At 56.8% G+C, this 18122-nt stretch carries 15 protein-coding genes; 7 read left to right on the plus strand and 8 right to left on the minus strand.

Annotated elements, in window-relative coordinates:
• Positions 1-92: 92 nt before the first annotated feature.
• The 4 genes from tctD to JO226_RS10060 all read left to right on the plus strand — a co-directional run bounded on the left by tctD (position 93) and on the right by JO226_RS10060 (position 4215).
• Positions 93-767 (plus strand): transcriptional regulator TctD, encoded by a 675-nt coding sequence (gene tctD / locus JO226_RS10045; RefSeq protein WP_293554078.1) that lies wholly within the window; start codon positions 93-95, stop codon positions 765-767.
• A complete protein-coding gene (locus JO226_RS10050) occupies positions 754-2160 on the plus strand; it encodes a sensor histidine kinase (protein WP_293554080.1) in 1407 nt (468 codons plus the stop codon). Before tctD ends, JO226_RS10050 begins: the two co-directional genes overlap by 14 nt.
• A gap of 223 nt (positions 2161-2383) precedes the next feature.
• Entirely contained in the window at positions 2384-2926 is a 543-nt protein-coding gene (locus JO226_RS10055) for a YfaZ family outer membrane protein (protein ID WP_293554082.1), read from the plus strand.
• A gap of 89 nt (positions 2927-3015) precedes the next feature.
• On the plus strand, positions 3016-4215 hold the full coding sequence (locus JO226_RS10060) for a nicotinamide mononucleotide deamidase-related protein YfaY (RefSeq protein ID WP_293554084.1): 1200 nt from the start codon (positions 3016-3018) through the stop codon (positions 4213-4215).
• Here the strand turns inward: JO226_RS10060 and glpC are convergent.
• From glpC to glpA, 3 genes are read right to left on the minus strand one after another with little or no spacing between them, the layout of a single operon-like run.
• Positions 4201-5397 (minus strand): anaerobic glycerol-3-phosphate dehydrogenase subunit GlpC, encoded by a 1197-nt coding sequence (glpC, locus tag JO226_RS10065; protein ID WP_293554086.1) that lies wholly within the window; start codon positions 5395-5397, stop codon positions 4201-4203. The two genes, JO226_RS10060 and glpC, sit on opposite strands and share 15 nt — an antisense overlap.
• On the minus strand, positions 5397-6653 hold the full coding sequence (gene glpB, locus JO226_RS10070) for a glycerol-3-phosphate dehydrogenase subunit GlpB (protein ID WP_293554087.1): 1257 nt from the start codon (positions 6651-6653) through the stop codon (positions 5397-5399). The genes glpC and glpB overlap by 1 nt, the downstream gene beginning before the upstream one ends.
• Positions 6643-8271, minus strand: coding sequence for an anaerobic glycerol-3-phosphate dehydrogenase subunit A (glpA, locus tag JO226_RS10075; protein WP_293554089.1), 1629 nt, complete (start codon positions 8269-8271; stop codon positions 6643-6645). The genes glpB and glpA overlap by 11 nt, the downstream gene beginning before the upstream one ends.
• 272 nt (positions 8272-8543) lie before the next feature.
• On the opposite strand from glpA, the gene glpT reads away from it, so the two are divergent.
• On the plus strand, positions 8544-9911 hold the full coding sequence (gene glpT, locus JO226_RS10080) for a glycerol-3-phosphate transporter (protein WP_293554091.1): 1368 nt from the start codon (positions 8544-8546) through the stop codon (positions 9909-9911).
• Positions 9908-10984, plus strand: a complete 1077-nt coding sequence (gene glpQ, locus JO226_RS10085; RefSeq protein WP_293554092.1) for a glycerophosphodiester phosphodiesterase — start codon at positions 9908-9910, stop codon at positions 10982-10984. The genes glpT and glpQ overlap by 4 nt, the downstream gene beginning before the upstream one ends.
• A 12-nt stretch (positions 10985-10996) precedes the next feature.
• Here glpQ and JO226_RS10090 read toward each other — a convergent pair whose 3' ends face one another.
• Positions 10997-11875: a LysR family transcriptional regulator gene (locus tag JO226_RS10090; RefSeq protein WP_293554094.1), complete on the minus strand. Its 879-nt coding sequence runs from the start codon at positions 11873-11875 to the stop codon at positions 10997-10999.
• A gap of 168 nt (positions 11876-12043) precedes the next feature.
• Between JO226_RS10090 and JO226_RS10095 the strand changes: the two genes are divergently transcribed.
• Positions 12044-13234, plus strand: coding sequence for an MFS transporter (locus JO226_RS10095; RefSeq protein ID WP_293554096.1), 1191 nt, complete (start codon positions 12044-12046; stop codon positions 13232-13234).
• Between the two features lie 3 nt (positions 13235-13237).
• On the opposite strand, the gene yfaE is transcribed toward JO226_RS10095, so the two are convergent.
• From yfaE to ubiG, 4 genes are all read right to left on the minus strand, one after another.
• Positions 13238-13492, minus strand: a complete 255-nt coding sequence (gene yfaE / locus JO226_RS10100) for a class I ribonucleotide reductase maintenance protein YfaE (protein ID WP_293554097.1) — start codon at positions 13490-13492, stop codon at positions 13238-13240.
• Positions 13492-14622 carry a class Ia ribonucleoside-diphosphate reductase subunit beta gene (gene nrdB / locus JO226_RS10105; RefSeq protein WP_293554099.1) on the minus strand — a complete coding sequence of 377 codons (1131 nt, stop codon included), beginning with the start codon at positions 14620-14622 and terminating at the stop codon, positions 13492-13494. Before nrdB ends, yfaE begins: the two co-directional genes overlap by 1 nt.
• Before the next feature lie 102 nt (positions 14623-14724).
• Positions 14725-17010, minus strand: a complete 2286-nt coding sequence (nrdA, locus tag JO226_RS10110; protein ID WP_293554101.1) for a class 1a ribonucleoside-diphosphate reductase subunit alpha — start codon at positions 17008-17010, stop codon at positions 14725-14727.
• A 345-nt stretch (positions 17011-17355) separates the two neighbouring features.
• Positions 17356-18081 carry a bifunctional 2-polyprenyl-6-hydroxyphenol methylase/3-demethylubiquinol 3-O-methyltransferase UbiG gene (gene ubiG, locus JO226_RS10115; RefSeq protein ID WP_293554103.1) on the minus strand — a complete coding sequence of 242 codons (726 nt, stop codon included), beginning with the start codon at positions 18079-18081 and terminating at the stop codon, positions 17356-17358.
• Positions 18082-18122 lie beyond the last annotated feature (41 nt).

An 18122-nucleotide genomic window follows, 5' to 3' on the forward strand; every position in this document is an offset into this window, starting at 1 on the left:
TGAAGCGCCATGTAGCGGTTCAGTTGCGTGATTGTTAAAACAATAACCTTTCAATTCCCTTTCACTGCGGCAGAAACTTTACAGGATGTGATATGCGTCTCTTATTAGCGGAAGATAACCGTGAGCTGGCTCACTGGCTGGAAAAAGCCCTTGTGCAGGGCGGTTTTGCCGTAGATGCCGTCAGCGACGGGCGAGCGGCGGATCACCTGCTGCAAAGCGAAAAATATGCGCTGGCGGTACTGGATATCGGCATGCCGGGGCTCGACGGCCTGGAAGTGGTGCAGCGCCTGCGCAGGCGCGGGCAGACGCTGCCCGTCCTGTTGTTGACCGCCCGCAGCGCCGTGGCCGACCGGGTGGTCGGCCTGAACGCGGGCGCTGATGACTATTTACCCAAACCGTTCGAACTCGAAGAGCTCGACGCCAGGCTTCGCGCGCTGTTGCGTCGCGCCGAAGGGCAGGTGCAGGAGACACAACAACTGGGCGACTTAGCCTTTCACGATGAAGGCTATTTCTTACTGCAGGGGAAAAACCTGGCGCTTACGCCGCGCGAGCATGCGCTCCTGACGGTGCTGATGTACCGGCGTTTGCGCCCGGTGTCTCGCCAGCAGCTGTTTGAACAGGTATTCAGTCTCAACGATGACGTGAGTCCGGAAAGTATCGAGCTTTATATCCACCGTTTACGCAAAAAGCTACAGGACAGCAACGTACGCATCACCACGCTGCGTGGGCTAGGCTACGTGCTGGAACGCAGTGATGAAATGGCGTAAACCGCAGTCGTTGTTCGCTCAACTGCTGCTCTACCTCGGGCTGCCGCTGATGCTGCTGTGGGGATTGTCATCCTTTAGCAGTTATGTCAGCGCGCTACAGGCGGCGACCCAGGCTTACGATCGCACGCTGCTCTCATCAGCCAGAACGATTTCCGAACGCTTTGAAGTCCGTGAAGGCAGGCTTGAGGTCAACGTGCCGTGGGTGGTGCTGGACAGCTTTGAACTCAACATGAACGATCGCCTGTACTACAAAGTGGTCGACCCGACCGGCGCTGTTATCTCCGGTTATGATGATTTGCCCGCCATGCCGCCTTCCACCTCACCAACCAAACTCTATCCGGCGCTGGCCTGGTTTTACCATACCCAGTTTCGCGGCGAAGCCATCCGCGTGGCGCGCCTGCTGCAGCCAATCAACGAAGGCGGTATTAGCGGCATGGCCGAAATTTATGTCGCGGAAACCCTGCAGTCGCGACGCTACCTGGCGCGCCAGCTGTTGCTGTCGTCGGTGTTTACCCAGGGCTTTCTGGTGCTGTTTACCCTCGTGCTGGCGGCATGGCTTCTGCGACGGGTGCTGCGGCCGATGCGACAGCTTTCCGGCATCATGGTGCGCCGCGAGCCGGGCGTGCTGACGCCCCTCCCCGAACTGCTGCCGTGGTCGGAAACACGGCTGCTGATTGTGGCATTTAACCGCTATATCGACCGTCTTCGGCAGTTGATTTCGCGTCAGGAGCGCTTTAGCGCCGATGCTTCGCACCAGCTGAAAACACCGCTGGCGATCCTCAAAACGCAGGCGTCGGTGGCGCTGACCAGCGCTCAACCGCAGGCATGGCGGGAGAGTCTGGAGGCAATGAGTCACACCCTCGATAACACTATCCAGTTGACTGAACGTTTGCTGCAGCTCTCTGCGGTAAAGCGTAAGGAGCAAGGGGAGCGCCAGTTCACGCCGGTGGACCTGCTCGATGTCGTCCAGCAGAGCTGTTTCTCCCGTCTGACGCAGGCCAGAAGCAAACATATTGACCTGGGTTATGAAGGGGAGCAGGCGAGCGTGTGGGTGGCGGGTGATGCCCTGCTGCTGAGCGAACTGTGCGCCAATTTGCTCGATAACGCGCTGAAATATACGCCGTCCCACGGTACGGTGACGGTCAGCCTGCGGCGAGAGAGGGATGCTGTGTTGCTGGAGGTGGAGGACAGTGGGCCGGGAATCGATGAGGCGTTGACGAGCCAGGCGTTGCAGCCTTTCCAGCGGCTGGACAATGCGGGCAATGTCGCAGGCGCGGGTATTGGTCTCGCGCTGGTCAATGATATTGCGCGTCTGCACCGTACCCACCCGCAGCTGACGCGCAGCCAGAATCTGGGCGGCTTACGGGTCAGCGTCCGGTTTCTGGTTGTGTAAAATTCAGGTATTTATTTATATCAGCAATATATAACCGATAAATTACAACAATTACCCACATCCATGACTGTAAATATTCAATGAATCATGGCGTTGCCGCGTAGCAACTGGTTACAATCCTGTATCTGAATGTCGCAATTGAGCATTGATTCCGCGAGAGACGGCAGTACAATTTCGCCGTTTTGGGTCTTTTATTAATTTGTGTTTGCTGGAACGTTAAAAAATGAAAAAAAGTGTATTGATAGGTTTGTCCGGGCTGATGTTGGTATCGGCTGCGGCAAACGCGATAAGCGTCAGCGGTCAGGCGGGTGAGCATTACACCAACCTGGGTGTCGGTTTTGGCACGGAGAGCACGGGTCTTGCGCTCAGCGGTAACTGGACGCACAGCGACAACGATGGCGATGTCGCCGGTCTGGGTCTTGGCCTTAACATCCCGCTGGGTCCGTTCATTGCCACCGTCGGCGGTAAAGGTGTTTACACCGATCCGAAAAACGGCGACAGCGGTTATGCGGCGGCGGTGGGCGGCGGTTTGCAGTGGAAAATCGGCGACAGCTTCCGTCTGTTCGGCGAGTACTACTACTCTCCGGATTCGCTCTCCAGCGGCATCGAGAGCTATGAAGAAGCGAATGCTGGCGGTAGCTGGACCATTATGCGCCCGATTAGCATCGAAGCCGGTTATCGTTACCTGAACCTGGCAGGTAAAGATGGCAACCGTGATAACACAATCGCAGACGGCCCGTACGTCGGCGTTTCCGCCAGCTTCTGAGTCCCCCGGCGCGACGTCCTGTCGCGCCAGCTTATTCTTACCCCGCCACATGCGTTATAGTACATCGTCCTCTTAGGCTGGAGAAAACGATGATAAACGTGGAGATGCTGTCCACTGGCGATGAAGTTCTGCACGGGCAAATTATTGATACCAATGCCGCGTGGCTTGCCGATTTCTTTTTTAATCAGGGATTGCCGTTATCCCGGCGCAACACCGTCGGCGATAATCTTGATGATTTAGTGGCTGTTCTGCGTGAGCGCAGCCAGCATGCCGACGTGCTTATCGTTAACGGCGGGCTGGGGCCAACCAGCGACGATCTCAGCGCGCTGGCGGCAGCGACCGCGAAAGGGGAAGCGCTGGTGCTGCATGAGCCGTGGCTCGCGCAAATGGAGCGCTTCTTCAGTGAACGCGGACGGGTGATGGCGCCGAGCAATCGCAAACAGGCCGAAATTCCCGCCAGCGCGGAGTTTATCGATAACCCGGTGGGCACCGCCTGCGGGTTCGCCGTACAGCTCAACCGCTGCCTGATATTTTTCACCCCCGGCGTGCCGTCCGAGTTCAAAGTGATGGTGGAGCAGCAGATTCTGCCGCGCCTGCGCGCGCGCTTTACCCTGCCGGAGCCGCCGCTGTGCCTGCGGTTGACCACGTTTGGACGTTCGGAAAGCGATCTGGCGCAGAGCCTGGATCACCTGACGTTACCGCCGGGCGTGACCATGGGCTACCGCTCCTCAATGCCGATTATTGAGCTGAAGCTGACCGGTCCTGCGTCTGAGGGCGAGGCGATGCGCACCCTGTGGCCGGACGTGCAGCGCGTAGCGGGCGAAAGCCTGATTTTTGAGGGGACTCAGGGATTACCGGCGCAGTTGGCGGTCGCACTCAAGGAGAGAAAGCTCGGCCTGACGCTCAGCGAGCAGTTTACCGCCGGGCTGATTGCGTTGCAGCTGTCGCGGGCGGGCGCACCGCTGCTGGCAAGCGAAGTGGTGCCTTCCCAGGAGGAGACGCTGGCGCAGACGGCCCACTGGACCGCCGAGCGGCGGGGTAAGCATTTCGCCGGGCTGGCGCTGGCGGTCAGCGGGCTTGAGGACGAACATCTGAACGTCGCGTTGTCCACCCCGCAAGGCACCTACGCCCTGCGGGTGAAGTTCAACGCCACCCGCCACAGTCTCCAGGTTCGTCAGGAAGTCTGTGCAATGATGGCGCTGAATATTCTGCGCCGCTGGCTGGCCGGTAAACCGGTCGCCAGCGAGCATGGCTGGATTAACGTCGTCGACAGCTTACGCTTCGACTAACGCCCGGGAGAGCAGGGTAATGGGATGTTCACAGCGAAGGCTTGTGGACATCTCAATCTGCCACTTGCAGGTTTCGCAGTCGGTAATCACCATATCGGCGCCACTTTCTTCAATCTGGCGGAACAGCGGCGCGCCGATGGCCTGAGAGGTGGGGTAGTTTTCGGATTTAAAGCCGTAGGTGCCTGCGATTCCGCAGCACTGCGAATCCAGTACGATAACCTCCAGCTCGGGGATTTTGCGCAGCAACTCCAGCGTGTAAATCGCCCAGCCCATTTTTTCCATATGGCAGGGGGTGTGATACACCACCTTCATCGGCATCCGGCGCAGCGGCAGCGTTTGCCCGGCGTCGAGCTGCCGCCATAACCAGCGGGTGACAAGCTCAATATTTTCGCGCAGCCCGGTGTTATCGACATCCAGTAGATGCGGATATTCATCGCGCAACGTAAAGGTGCAGGTTGACGATGTGGCAATCACCGGCAGTTTTTTCTCCTCCACAGCGGTGCGGATCGCGGCGGTGTTGCTCTGCGCCTGCTTACGGGCTTTGTCGATAAAACCGTTGGCGATCAGCGGTACGCCGCAGCATTTCTCTTTTTCCAGCAACTGTACGCCGATACCCATTGCGTTCAGTACGCGAATCAGGTCTTTACCCAACTGCGGATTATTGTAATTCACATAGCAGCCGTGGAAAAACGCCACCTGCTGCGGGAACTGCGCCTGCTGCGCAGCCACGCTGCGATACCAGCGGCGGAAAGTCCCAAAACCGTATTTCGGCAGCGTGCGGCGGTGGTCGATTTTCAACGCAAAATCCAGCAGCTGGCGCACCGGCTTCAGCGCCGTTGTGGCGTTGATTACCGGCGCGAAGGGGGTGGACAACGTGCCCATCAGGTCGGTGTGGCTGAGGATGGCGTCGCGCAGGGTGGGCGTCGCGGTACTGTAGTTTGCTCGCGCGCGCTGGATGATATCGCCAATCTTCACATCAGACGGGCAGGCAACCTCGCAGCGCTTGCAGTTGATGCAGTATTTCAGCGCCTCGTCGTACAGCGCGCCGTCTTTCAGACGCAGACGCTCGCCGTCGGGACCAGCTTGCTTGGGGCCGGGGTAGCGCGGGTTAACCCGGCTCACCGGGCAGGCGGTGGTGCATACGGTACATTTGATGCAGCTTTCAAAACGGGTATCGCTCATCACTGGTCTCCTGCGCATTCGGCTATCTGACGGGCAGCGTGCAGGGCGGTGACGACACTGACGCCGCCGCCGCATCCCTGTGTTATTGGGTCATAGCCGCCGAGTACCGCGCCGATGGCGAACAGGTTATCGAAGCGTTGCCCCTTCCTCTGGGCGCGCAGCGTGTCGTCGGTGATGACCCCAAACTGTTGCCAGGGCTGAGGGGAGAAAAAGTCGGTCTTGTACCAGGTGTCGCGCGAGGTGGACTGCATCACATCAAGGCCGAGCACCGGCTCCTGAATACCGTCGCGGCTGGCAACCAGTCCGTTGCTGAAGAAGCTGCCGCTGGCCAGCACCGCAAAGCGCGTGCGCAGCGGAATATCCCCGTGGTTGCGGGTGCGGATGGCGCGGATATGGCCCTCCTCCTCGTCGACCTGCACGACCTCGTCGCCCGCAAACCAGGCGCCGCCCATTTTCACAAACTGCCGTTGCAGCTGATTATGCAGACGCATTCCCGGCACCGAAGGCGGCAGGGTCGGCAGCAAAAAGAGCGGGCAGGGGAGCTGCGCGTTCAGCCAGTGCCAGAGCCTGTCGCTTTGCAGGCCGAAGCAGGCGGGAAGCAACAGCATATCGTAGCGTTCAGCGACAGGGCGAAGCGCGGCGAGCAGGGCGGGCCACTGAGCCTCATCATCCAGGAAACGGGCGATGGTGACGGCGCGAAATTCGGACGGGTTATCGCGCAGAACGTCGAGCTGCGGGAGGGCCAGATCTTCCGCTTGTGCGTCGCAGCCGTTCTGGTTGAGCGAGGCGGCCGCCAGATGAGGCTGAAAATCCGGGAATCCACTGATGCCGATAACGCCCACGCGTGGCGCCAGTTGCTCGGCGATCGGCACTTCCTGCGGGCTTAGCCAGGCCAGACGCTGCGTTCCCAGCGGCGTCAGACGTGAATGCGGCGCCTCCACGACCCCTTTCATGTCGGCGCCGCACTGGCGTAGCAGCTGTTCCGCATCGCGGGCATAGCGCAGCACCTGTTCCGCCCCAAGCCGGGAATAAGGGTGCAGCGGCGCCTGCCGGGGCAGCTCAGCCAGACCCTGGATAACATCGCTCACCTGGCGGCCGTCGGGCAGATGGCTTAGCAGGTCCAGCGAGCCGGAAGAGAAGTGCAGCGCGCTCTGCCCGCGGCTGATTATCGCGCAGCGCTGTCCGTGTTGTTGTAACGCCAGCCCGCACATCAGGCCCGCAAGCCCGCCGCCGATGATGACCGTATCAAAGTTCATGAGGATACTCCTTTTCTAATCCGCATAACCCCTGCCATACCCAGCGGGTAAATTCGCTTTCGCGCAGCGCATCTCCCCACGCGATCGGCTGGACGCCTTTCCAGCGTTCGTTAAGAAATTCCGAGAGTTGATTCAGAGACTGCGCTGGCGTGGTGACCTGGTAGCGGTTGAGCAGGGCCGCGGCGCGACAGGCGCACAGTTCCCCCTGGCAGGTGCCCATACCAACGCGGGTTCTGCGCCGCAGGTCGAGCAGGTTCTTCACCGCCAGGTTTTCTACAGCATACTGCACCTCGCCTGCCGTGACGGCTTCACATTCGCAAACCAGACTGCGGTGCAGACGGGTATCGCCAAGCCAGGCGGGTGTTCTGTCGCCGTGGCGATAGACTGCGGACCCCCGCAGCGGTGCCGGTAACGAGATAACCTTATGCAGCGTTTTTTCCGCTGGCTCCCGTGAGCCCGGCAGTGGCGTCTCGGCTGTCGAGCAGACCGCGGTATGGTTAAGTTTGCGGCAGACCGCATCGGTGGCCCACTCCGCCATCAGGCGGTAGGTCATCAGCTTGCCGCCGGTAATCGTAATAAAGCCTTCCAGACCGTCGCGTTCGGCGTGATCAAGCAGCACAATTCCACGGCTGACGTTGCGCCCGCTGGGGTCATCATCGCTGGCGACCAGCGGGCGAACGCCGCAGTAGGCGCGTAAAATTCGGGTCTGCGCCATGATGGGCGACAGCTTCTCTCCTTCGCGCAGCAGGGTGTCAACTTCCGCCGCTGTTACCCGGTTATCATCGATATCACGATAATCAATATGAGTAGAGGTGGTGCCGATGAGGGAGATGGTGTCGCCGGGCACCAGAATGTCGGCATCTGCCGGTTTGCGGCAGCGGTTGATAACGTGCCGGTTGATGCGGTGATCGAAAATCAGCAGCGATCCTTTTGCCGGGAACATGCGGATGCGCAGATCGGCATATTCCGCGATGCGCTGGCCCCAGATACCGCCCGCATTCACCACCACCTGGGCATAGAGGTCTTTCGATTCGCCGTGCGTGCTGTCGAAAACCGTCACGCCGATGATACGGTCATTCTGACGGATAAGGCCGGTGACTTCGCAGCCGGTGAGGATCGTGGCGCCATGTTCGCGGGCATCCAGCATGTTGGCGGCCGTCAGGCGAAACGGGTCAACGGTACCGTCCGGCACCCTGACTGCGCCAAGCAGCGTTGGGTTGACGGACGGTTCAAGACGCAGCGCCTCCTGCGCCGTTAGCGGTTCCGCGCTGATGCCCGCGTTCCGGCAGGCGTCAATGAACTGGCTTTGCCAGGTCATGCAGTCTTCCGGCAGGGTGATAAAAAGACCGTCGGTGGGTTCGATACAGTGGCGGGCGATGCGCTTGAGGATCTGGTTTTCCGAGATGCATTCCCGGGCGGATTCGCCATCGGTCACGGCATACCGCGCGCCGCTGTGCAGCAGGCCGTGGTTGCGCCCGGTCGCGCCGGTGGCAATATCATCACGTTCAACAAGAATGACGTTGAGCCCCCGCAGCGCGCAATCACGGGCGATGCCCGCGCCTGTTGCGCCGCCGCCGATAATAATGACATCGCTTTCCTGTTTCTGGCTGAAGGTCATGACATTCCCTCTATTTTCGTTTTCTTCCATTTAGCCATATAAATCGCATGGATTGTTTGATTTCGAGCATATTCGCGCATAAATGGAAAATGAAACGTGATTTCGTGCGCACTATGGAACACTTTGTCATAAATCTGTAACATTCTGTGCGATGTTTCACAGTATGAGAACAACCATTTCCCTACCATCCCGCCCTAAATATGAGAACTCATAAGTTTTGTGAATGTTGTCGTTGCGACGACTGTTGATACCTGTGGCCACGGAGGCTGAATATGTTGAGTATTTTTAAACCTGCACCCCATAAAACGCGGTTGCCGGACGCAGAGATAGACCCCCTCTATAAGCGTTTGCGCTGGCAAATTTTCCTCGGGATCTTTTTTGGCTATGCGGCCTACTATCTGGTACGTAAAAACTTTGCGCTAGCAATGCCTTACCTCGTTGAACAGGGTTTTTCCCGCGGTGATTTAGGCTTCGCGCTATCCGGGATTTCTATCGCCTACGGCTTTTCGAAATTCATCATGGGCTCGGTATCTGACCGCTCGAATCCGCGCATTTTCCTGCCAGCGGGCCTGATTATGGCGGCGGCAGTGATGCTGTTTATGGGGTTCGTTCCGTGGGCGACATCGAGCATCATGGTGATGTTTGTGCTGCTGTTCCTCTGCGGCTGGTTCCAGGGGATGGGGTGGCCGCCGTGCGGACGTACCATGGTTCACTGGTGGTCACAGAAGGAACGTGGCGGCATCGTGTCGGTGTGGAACTGCGCGCATAACGTCGGCGGCGGTATCCCGCCGCTGCTGTTCCTGCTCGGGATGGCCTGGTTTAATGACTGGCATGCGGCGCTGTATATGCCAGCGTTTGGCGCTATTGTGGTGGCGATTTTCGCTTTCGCGCTGATGCGCGACACCCCGCAATCTTGCGGTCTGCCGCCGATTGAAGAGTACAAAAACGACTACCCGGATGATTACAACGCGAAGCATGAAGAAGAGCTGACGGCAAAACAGATCTTCATGCAGTACGTGCTGCCCAACAAGCTGTTGTGGTACATCGCCGTGGCGAACGTCTTCGTTTATCTGCTGCGCTACGGCATTCTCGACTGGTCACCGACCTACCTTAAAGAGGTGAAGCACTTCGCGCTGGATAAATCCTCCTGGGCCTATTTTCTGTACGAGTATGCCGGTATTCCGGGCACGCTGATTTGCGGCTGGATGTCGGACCGCGTGTTTAAGGGCAACCGCGGCGCGACCGGGGTCTTCTTTATGACCCTGGTGACCATCGCCACCATCGTTTACTGGCTCAACCCGCCGGGCAACCCGACGGTCGACATGATTTGTATGATTGTGATCGGCTTCCTTATCTACGGACCGGTGATGCTGATTGGCCTGCATGCGCTTGAGCTGGCGCCGAAGAAAGCGGCAGGGACTGCCGCCGGGTTTACCGGACTGTTCGGCTACCTCGGCGGTTCCGTCGCAGCCAGCGCCATTGTTGGCTACACCGTCGACTTCTTCGGCTGGGACGGCGGCTTTATGGTGATGATTGGCGGCAGCATTCTGGCGGTACTGCTGCTGGTGGTCGTGATGTTTGGCGAAAAACGCCACCACGCACAAGTGCTGGCAAAACGTCAGGAAGGAGAGCAGAAATGAAGAGCACATTGACCCGTATCGCCACCGGCCTGCTGCTGGCAGGCGCCCTGGCAAGCCAGGCGCTGGCGACCGATAAAATCGTCATTGCGCACCGCGGTGCCAGCGGCTATCTGCCGGAGCATACGCTACCGGCGAAGGCCATGGCCTATGCCCAGGGCGCGGACTATCTGGAGCAGGATCTGGTGATGACGAAGGATGACCAACTGGTCGTCCTGCACGATCACTATCTTGACCGCGTCACCGACGTTGCCGAACGTTTTCCCAACCGTGCCCGTAAGGACGGGCGTTTCTACGCCATCGACTTCACGCTTGACGAAATCCGTTCGCTGAAGTTTACCGAGGGCTTTGAGATTGAAAACGGCAAAAAGGTGCAGACCTTCCCCGGACGCTTCCCGATGGGCAAATCCGATTTCCGTATTCATACCTTTGAAGAGGAGATTGAGTTTGTCCAGGGGCTGAACCACTCGACAGGGAAAAATATCGGTATCTATCCTGAGATTAAAGCGCCGTGGTTCCACCATCAGGAAGGCAAAGACATTGCCGCTAAGACGCTGGAAGTGCTGAAAAAATACGGCTACACCGGCAAAACGGATAACGTCTATTTGCAGTGCTTTGACGTCAATGAGCTTAAGCGCATCAAAAATGAACTTGAGCCGAAGATGGGTATGAACCTCAATCTGGTGCAGTTGATTGCTTACACCGACTGGAACGAAACCCAGGAGAAACGCCCTGACGGAACATGGGTGAACTACAGCTACGACTGGATGTTTAAACCGGGCGCGATGAAGCAGATTGCCCAGTACGCCGACGGCGTGGGGCCGGACTACCATATGCTGATCGCTGAAGGCTCGACGCCGGGTCACATCACGCTGACGAACATGGTTAAGGAAGCGCACGCCAGCAAGATGCAGGTGCATCCGTATACTGTGCGCGCTGATAAGCTGCCGGAGTACGCCAGCAATGTGGATCAGCTCTACGAGGTGCTGTATAACCAGGCTGGCGTCGACGGGCTGTTTACCGACTTCCCGGACAAAGCGGTGCAATTTCTGCAAAAAGAGGGTGAACACCGCTAATCGTTTGTCTGATTAGCGCAACACGGTCTGGGTCAGTTGGCGCAGACATTCTTCAAGCAGCGCCAGCGGGCTGCCTTCGACCGGGGGCTCGCTGGCGATAAGCGAAATATGTCGATAAAACGCGGGCTCCAGGGCGACGGAGTGCAGCGGCTGGGCCAGCGTTTTAAGGGTTAATTCGGGCAGCAGCGCGATTCCCAGCCCCTGATGGATAAAGCTCATTGCGGTTGCAGGATGGTTGAACTCATATTTTATTATCGGAGTAATATTCTGCTCCTCAAATAACGACATAATGCTCAGCTCATAGCGTCCTTTGCTGATAATTAACGCCTCATCAAATAAATCCTCTAATTGAACAGACGCACGTTGTGAAAAAGGATGTTCCTCGGGGACCACAACGGTGAACTTATCTTTATAAACCGGGAAGGAGTACATCTCCGGTACCGGGAAATGCACAAAACCGGCATCCAGCTGTTGCGAGCGTAAGTCTTCGATGATTTCCGCGCTGTTGGCTTCGTGTGGAATAATTTTGACCTGGGGATGATGGGTTTCGAAATAGCGAACCACATAGGGCAGGATGCTGGCGCAGACGCTGGGGAAGCTCCCGACCCGCAACTGGCGCACCGGCTGGCGTTTTTCCTGCTCGGCCAGTTCTTTCACGGCGTTAACCTCATGAAGTATGGCGCGCATTCGGGCCGCAATTCGCTCCCCGGCAGGTGTCAGGCAGGCCTCTTTACGGCGTTCCCGCTGGAGAAGGGGAACGCCTAACTCCGCTTCCAGAGTGGCAATGGCCTGGCTGACGGCCGACTGGCTCATAAAGCGCCGCTTGCCTGCTTGTGTAAAACCGCCCGCATCGACCACGGCGAGCAGGACGCTGATTTGTGTTAATGTCATAAGTAATCACTAATCAATAATATTAAAATGAGTAATTTTACTAATGCTCGCGAGAAGGATACTCTTTTTTACGAACAAAATCACAAAATAGCGCCCGCAATTATTTATATGAATGATGCATTCTTGAATTTTATAAACCTGCGCGCTGTATGAACAGGTGACCTTTCAATGAAAGAAAAATTATGGACAAAGGACTTTTGGTCAATAACGATAATCAGCTTCATTATCTTTTTTGTCTTTTACGTCCTGCTCACGCTGTTACCCATCTACATTGCAGATAATTTACACGCTTCGGCCGATAAAGCGGGATTGCTGGTCACATTTTTCCTCATCGCCGCGATTGTCGTACGCCCTTTTGCCGGGCAGTGGGTGGGGAAATATTCGAATAAAATGATTCTGATGCTTTCTTCTCTGGCCTTTTTGGTCGTGACCGCGCTATATCCTTTATGCCACTCCATTGAAGCATTGCTGTTTGTGCGAGTGCTTCATGGTATCACCTTCGGGGTGATAACGACGGTAAAAGGGACGATTTCCGCGCGGTTGATACCGGCCTCCCGACGTGGAGAGGGCATCAGTTTTTTCTCTTTGGCAATGGGGCTGGCGATGGTTGTCGGGCCGTGGATTGGGTTGAATATGGCGCGGCATAGCGCCTTTATTCCGGCATTCTGGCTGTGTACCGCCGTTTCCGCCCTTGGCATTGTGCTGGCATTGATAATGAAGGTACCGCCGATCATTCGCCATACTGATGGTTCAAAACCAACATTGGGTTTCACCGCGATGTTCGATCGTGCGGCGCTCCCGTTTGCAACAGTGACGTTTTTTATGACGTTTTCCTATGCGGGCGTTTCAGCCTTCTTAGCCCTGTATGCGCGAGAATTGGGGTTGCTGGCGGCGGCGAGCAATTTTTTGCTGTGTTATGCCGTATGTCTGATGGTGTGCCGTACTTTTACGGGCAACGTCTGTGATAAAAAAGGGCCCCGATATGTGGTGTATCCTTGCCTGCTGGCCTTTACCCTCGGGCTGGTCGTGCTGGGGTACGCTCAGGGGAGCCTGATGATGATTTTATCCGGGGCGCTGATTGGGATTGGCTACGGTTCGGTGACGCCCGTTTTTCAGACGCAGATTATCAGTTCGGTGGAGCCGCATAAGATTGGCGTCGCGAATTCGCTGTTTTTCAATGCAATGGATGCGGGACTGGCGATTGGCGCTTTTATTATGGGCCTGATGGTGGATGGGGTCGGTTACCGGGCGATTTATCTGCTGGGCGCGGTACTGGTTGTGCTTGCCGGGGCGTTATACATCGTGCAAATGAAAAAACGCGGCGCCACGACGTTGGTTTCCGCGCATGAAATTCACTAACGATTACATTTCAATTTCGATATCGCCTTTCGCCCGACAGCAGCAGGGGAGGATCTCCCCTGGCTGGATAAACGCCAGCGGTTCGCTCAGCCAGTCGACCTGACCAGCGACCAGACGGCAGCGGCAGGAGCCGCAGTAGCCTTCCCGGCACTGGTACTCAACCTCAACGTTATGCGACTCCAGCGCCGCCAGCAGCGACGGGTGTTCTTCCCGGCACAGCACCTGCGTGCCGGAGAGGCGAAGGGTAACACGGCTCATCAGAGTTGGAAGTTGCTCAGATCGTCAGCATCAACTTCTGCGTCGATCTGACCGACCAGGTAAGAACTGACTTCCACTTCCTGCGGCGCTACCTGAACGTTGTCGGAGACAAGCCAGGTGTTGATCCACGGGATCGGGTTAGAGCGTGTCTGGAACGGCAGATCGAGCCCGACGGCCTGCATACGGATGTTGGTGATGTACTCGACATACTGACACAGGATGTCTTTGTTCAGGCCGATCATCGAGCCGTCGCGGAACAGGTAATCCGCCCACTCTTTTTCCTGCTGCGCGGCCTGAACGAACAGGTCATAGCACTCTTGCTTGCACTCTTCGGCGATTTCCGCCATCTCCGGGTCATCAGAGCCTGAACGTAGCAGGTTCAGCATGTGCTGGGTGCCGGTGAGATGCAGCGCTTCATCGCGGGCGATCAGGCGAATAATTTTGGCATTGCCTTCCATCAGCTTACGTTCGGCGAAGGCGAAGGAACAGGCGAAGCTGACGTAAAAGCGAATCGCTTCCAGTGCGTTAACGCTCATCAGGCACAGATACAGTTTCTTTTTCAGCTCGCGCAGGTTCACGGTGATGGTTTTACCGTTGACGTTATGCGTACCTTCACCCAGCAGGTGCCAGTAGCTGGTCAGTTCGATCAGCGTGTCGTAGTACTGTGAGATACCTTCCGCGCGTTTCTGAATCTGCTCGTTGGTCACGATGTCGTCGAACACGGTCGCCGGATCGTTAACGATATTGCGGATGATATGGGTGTAGGAGCGAGAATGGATAGTCTCAGAGAATGCCCAGGTTTCCACCCAGGTTTCCAGCTCCGGAATCGAAATCAGCGGCAGCAGGGCGACGTTCGGGCTGCGACCCTGAATGGAATCCAGCAGCGTCTGATATTTCAGGTTGCTGATGAAAATGTGTTTTTCATGCTCCGGCAGCGCCTGGTAATCAATGCGGTCGCGGGAAACGTCAACTTCTTCCGGGCGCCAGAAGAAGGAAAGCTGTTTCTCGATCAGCTTTTCGAAAATGTCATATTTTTGCTGATCGTAGCGCGCCACGTTGACCGGCTGGCCGAAGAACATCGGCTCAAGCAGTTGGTCATTTTTCGTCTGTGAAAAGGTGGTGTATGCCATTGAAGTGAGTCCTGTTGAGATTGTATCGCCCGGCGGCACTTCGTTTGCCGGGCCTACAAAACCGTAGGCCGGGTAAGCGTAGCGCCACCCGGCAAAAATAACTTAGATCTTACATGCGCCGCTTTCGCAGCCGTCGTCCTGAATGGACGGCGCCAGATCGTCCTGCGCGTCTTCTGCGCCATCACGGGTGTTGTGATAGTACAGCGTCTTCACGCCGAATTTATAGGCGTTGAGCAGGTCTTTCAGCAGTTGCTGCATCGGCACTTTTCCTGACGGGAAGCGTGTCGGGTCATAGTTGGTGTTGGCAGAAATCGACTGATCGATAAATTTCTGCATGATGCCGACCAACTGCAGGTAGCCGTCGTTGCTCGGCATTTCCCACAGCAACTCATAGGCGTTCTGCAGGTTTTCATAATCCGGCACCACCTGGCGCAGAATACCGTCTTTCGACGCCTTGATGCTGACGTGGCCGCGTGGCGGCTCAATGCCGTTCGTGGCGTTAGAGATCTGCGACGAGGTTTCGGACGGCATCAGCGCGGACAGCGTGGAGTTGCGCAGACCGTACGTCTTGATTGATTCACGCAGCCCGTCCCAGTCGTAGTGCAGCGGCTCGTTAACAATCGCATCCAGATCTTTCTTATAGGTATCGATCGGCATGACGCCTTTGGCGTACGTGGTTTCGTTAAACCACGGGCACGCGCCTTGCTCTTTCGCCAGCTCGTTAGAGGCCTTCAGCAGATAGTACTGAATGGCTTCAAACGTTTTGTGCGTCAGGTTGTTGGCGCTGCCGTCGGAGTAGCGTTTACCGTGCTTCGCCAGGTAACAGGCGAAGTTGATCACGCCGACACCCAGAGTACGACGCCCCATCGCGCCGCGTTTTGCCGCCGGAATCGGGTAGTCCTGATAATCCAGCAGCGCATCCAGCGCGCGAACCGCCAGCACAGCCAGCTCTTCGAGCTCATCCAGGCTTGAGATAGCGCCGAGGTTGAACGCCGACAGCGTACACAGCGCAATTTCACCGCTTTCGTCGTTAATATCTTCCAGCGGCCTGGTCGGCAGCGCGATTTCCAGGCACAGGTTGGACTGACGCACCGGTGCCACCGCCGGGTCGAACGGGCTGTGGGTGTTGCAGTGGTCAACGTTCTGAATATAGATACGGCCCGTAGAGGCGCGCTCCTGCATCATCAGCGAGAACAGGTCGACGGCCTTGATGCGCTGCTGACGGATGCTGGTGTCTTGTTCGTATTTGGTATACAGACGCTCGAACTCGTCCTGATCGGCGAAGAAGGCGTCGTACAGCCCCGGGACGTCCGACGGGCTGAACAGGGTGATGTCTTCGCCTTTCAGCAGGCGGGTGTACATCAGCTTGTTGATCTGTACGCCGTAGTCCATGTGACGAACGCGGTTAGCGTCGGTGCCGCGGTTGTTTTTCAACACCAGCAGACTTTCGACTTCCAGATGCCACATCGGGTAGAAGAGCGTCGCCGCGCCGCCGCGTACGCCGCCCTGGGAGCAGGACTTCACCGCAGTCTGGAAGTGCTTGTAGAACGGGATACAGCCGGTGTGGAATGCTTCACCGCCGCGAATCGGGCTGCCCAGCGCGCGAATACGGCCCGCGTTGATGCCGATACCGGCACGCTGAGAGACGTATTTCACAATGGCGCTGGAGGTGGCGTTGATGGAATCCAGGCTGTCGCCGCACTCGATCAGTACGCAGGAGCTGAACTGGCGGGTTGGGGTGCGCACGCCGGACATGATTGGCGTCGGCAGCGAAATTTTGAACGTCGATACCGCGTCATAGAAACGCTTCACGTAGTCCAGACGGGTTTCGCGCGGGTAGTTGGAGAACAGGCACGCGGCGACCAGAATATAGAGGAACTGCGCGCTCTCGTAGATTTCCCCGGTGACGCGGTTCTGGACCAGGTATTTGCCTTCCAGCTGCTTAACCGCCGCGTAGGAGAAGTTCATATCGCGCCAGTGGTCGATAAAGCCATCCATCTGCTTGAACTCTTCTTCCGTGTAGTCTTCCAGCAGATGATTATCGTACTTGCCGAGTTCAACCATTTTAACCACGTGGTTGTACAGCGCTGGCGGCTCAAACTGGCCGTAAGCTTTTTTACGCAGGTGGAAAATCGCCAGGCGCGCCGCCAGGTACTGATAGTCTGGCGCATCGCGGGAAATCAGGTCCGCAGCGGCTTTAATGATAGTCTCATGGATGTCGGCGGTTTTGATGCCGTCATAGAACTGAATATGCGAACGCAGTTCAACCTGAGAAATAGAAACGTTGTTCAGCCCCTCAGCCGCCCAATCCAGCACTCGATGAATTTTGTCGAGATTGATGCGCTCTGTCCGGCCATCACGCTTTGTCACCAGCAGACTCTGATTCATGTGCTTTTACCTGTCCGTGAAAAGAAAAATATCCCCCGTTTATCCACAGGACACCATTGTGACTAACTCTGTGGATAAATACTATATGTAGGGGTTGTTTGATAAGTGAGACGCTATATGGTGAGTATTCTAGTAAGGATTCTTTTGAGTACAAGGGTTGATTTTGACGTTAAATTGAGGTTGCCGAAGCGTAATAAACGCTAAGTCCACGTACCATAAGGCCTGGACGGATTGTCAATATTCGAAGAAAAAAAATGAAAATTTGATCGAGTGCTGATTTCTTCAACGCAGTGGGGAAATGCGCAGCAGAATGCTGCGCAATATTTATAAGAATATTCTATGACGTTAGTCGTTTTTGGCTCTGGTATGCAACATATAATTAACATCAACGCCCGGCCCCAGCGTAAAGCGGTCAGTGAGGGGGTTGTAGTGCAGGCCCGTCATATGCTGCTCGCGCAAAACGGTGAGGTCCACCCAGCTCAGCAGTTCGGCGGGCTTAATGAACTTCTTCACGTCGTGCGTGCCTTTCGGCACCATGCGCAGGATGTACTCCGCGCCGACGACCGCCATCAGCCACGCTTTGCCGTTGCGGTTTAGCGTCGAGAAAAAGACGTGGCCGCCGGGTTTCACCAGTTGCGCACAGGCTTTCACTACCGACGCTGGGTCCGGTACGTGCTCAAGCATCTCCATACAGGTCACCACGTCATACTGATGCGGGTTCTGCACCGCGTGGGCCTCCACGGTTTCCTGAACATAGTCGACCGGAATACCGGTTTCCAGTGCGTGCAGTCGCGCCACCTGAAGCGGTTCAAACCCCATATCTAACCCGGTGACGGTCGCGCCTTCGCGCGCCATGCTTTCGGCAAGGATCCCGCCGCCGCAGCCAACATCCAGCACCTTTTTACCAAACAAACCGTCGGCGCGGCTGGCGATGTAACCCAGGCGCAGCGGGTTGATGCGGTGCAGCGGTTTAAATTCACCTTCCAGGTCCCACCAGCGTGAGGCGACGGCTTCAAATTTGGCGATTTCGTCATGATCGACGTTTGCCACCGGCGGTTTTTCGGCATTCATGGACGCTATTACTCCTTTTTTGTTCAGGCCTGCGAGTATAT

This window comes from Pluralibacter sp. (assembly GCF_019237635.1).
Lineage (GTDB): Bacteria > Pseudomonadota > Gammaproteobacteria > Enterobacterales > Enterobacteriaceae > Enterobacter_B.

Excerpts from the sequence above, each read along its gene's own strand:
- tctD (WP_293554078.1), top strand. The coding sequence starts at position 93 with ATGCGTCTCTTATTAGCGGAAGATAACCGTGAGCTGGCTCACTGGCTG.
- JO226_RS10050 (WP_293554080.1), top strand. The coding sequence starts at position 754 with ATGAAATGGCGTAAACCGCAGTCGTTGTTCGCTCAACTGCTGCTCTAC.
- JO226_RS10055 (WP_293554082.1), top strand. The coding sequence starts at position 2,384 with ATGAAAAAAAGTGTATTGATAGGTTTGTCCGGGCTGATGTTGGTATCG.
- JO226_RS10060 (WP_293554084.1), top strand. The coding sequence starts at position 3,016 with ATGATAAACGTGGAGATGCTGTCCACTGGCGATGAAGTTCTGCACGGG.
- glpC (WP_293554086.1), bottom strand. The coding sequence starts at position 5,397 with ATGAGCGATACCCGTTTTGAAAGCTGCATCAAATGTACCGTATGCACC.
- glpB (WP_293554087.1), bottom strand. The coding sequence starts at position 6,653 with ATGAACTTTGATACGGTCATCATCGGCGGCGGGCTTGCGGGCCTGATG.
- glpA (WP_293554089.1), bottom strand. The coding sequence starts at position 8,271 with ATGACCTTCAGCCAGAAACAGGAAAGCGATGTCATTATTATCGGCGGC.
- glpT (WP_293554091.1), top strand. The coding sequence starts at position 8,544 with ATGTTGAGTATTTTTAAACCTGCACCCCATAAAACGCGGTTGCCGGAC.
- glpQ (WP_293554092.1), top strand. The coding sequence starts at position 9,908 with ATGAAGAGCACATTGACCCGTATCGCCACCGGCCTGCTGCTGGCAGGC.
- JO226_RS10090 (WP_293554094.1), bottom strand. The coding sequence starts at position 11,875 with ATGACATTAACACAAATCAGCGTCCTGCTCGCCGTGGTCGATGCGGGC.
- JO226_RS10095 (WP_293554096.1), top strand. The coding sequence starts at position 12,044 with ATGAAAGAAAAATTATGGACAAAGGACTTTTGGTCAATAACGATAATC.
- yfaE (WP_293554097.1), bottom strand. The coding sequence starts at position 13,492 with ATGAGCCGTGTTACCCTTCGCCTCTCCGGCACGCAGGTGCTGTGCCGG.
- nrdB (WP_293554099.1), bottom strand. The coding sequence starts at position 14,622 with ATGGCATACACCACCTTTTCACAGACGAAAAATGACCAACTGCTTGAG.
- nrdA (WP_293554101.1), bottom strand. The coding sequence starts at position 17,010 with ATGAATCAGAGTCTGCTGGTGACAAAGCGTGATGGCCGGACAGAGCGC.
- ubiG (WP_293554103.1), bottom strand. The coding sequence starts at position 18,081 with ATGAATGCCGAAAAACCGCCGGTGGCAAACGTCGATCATGACGAAATC.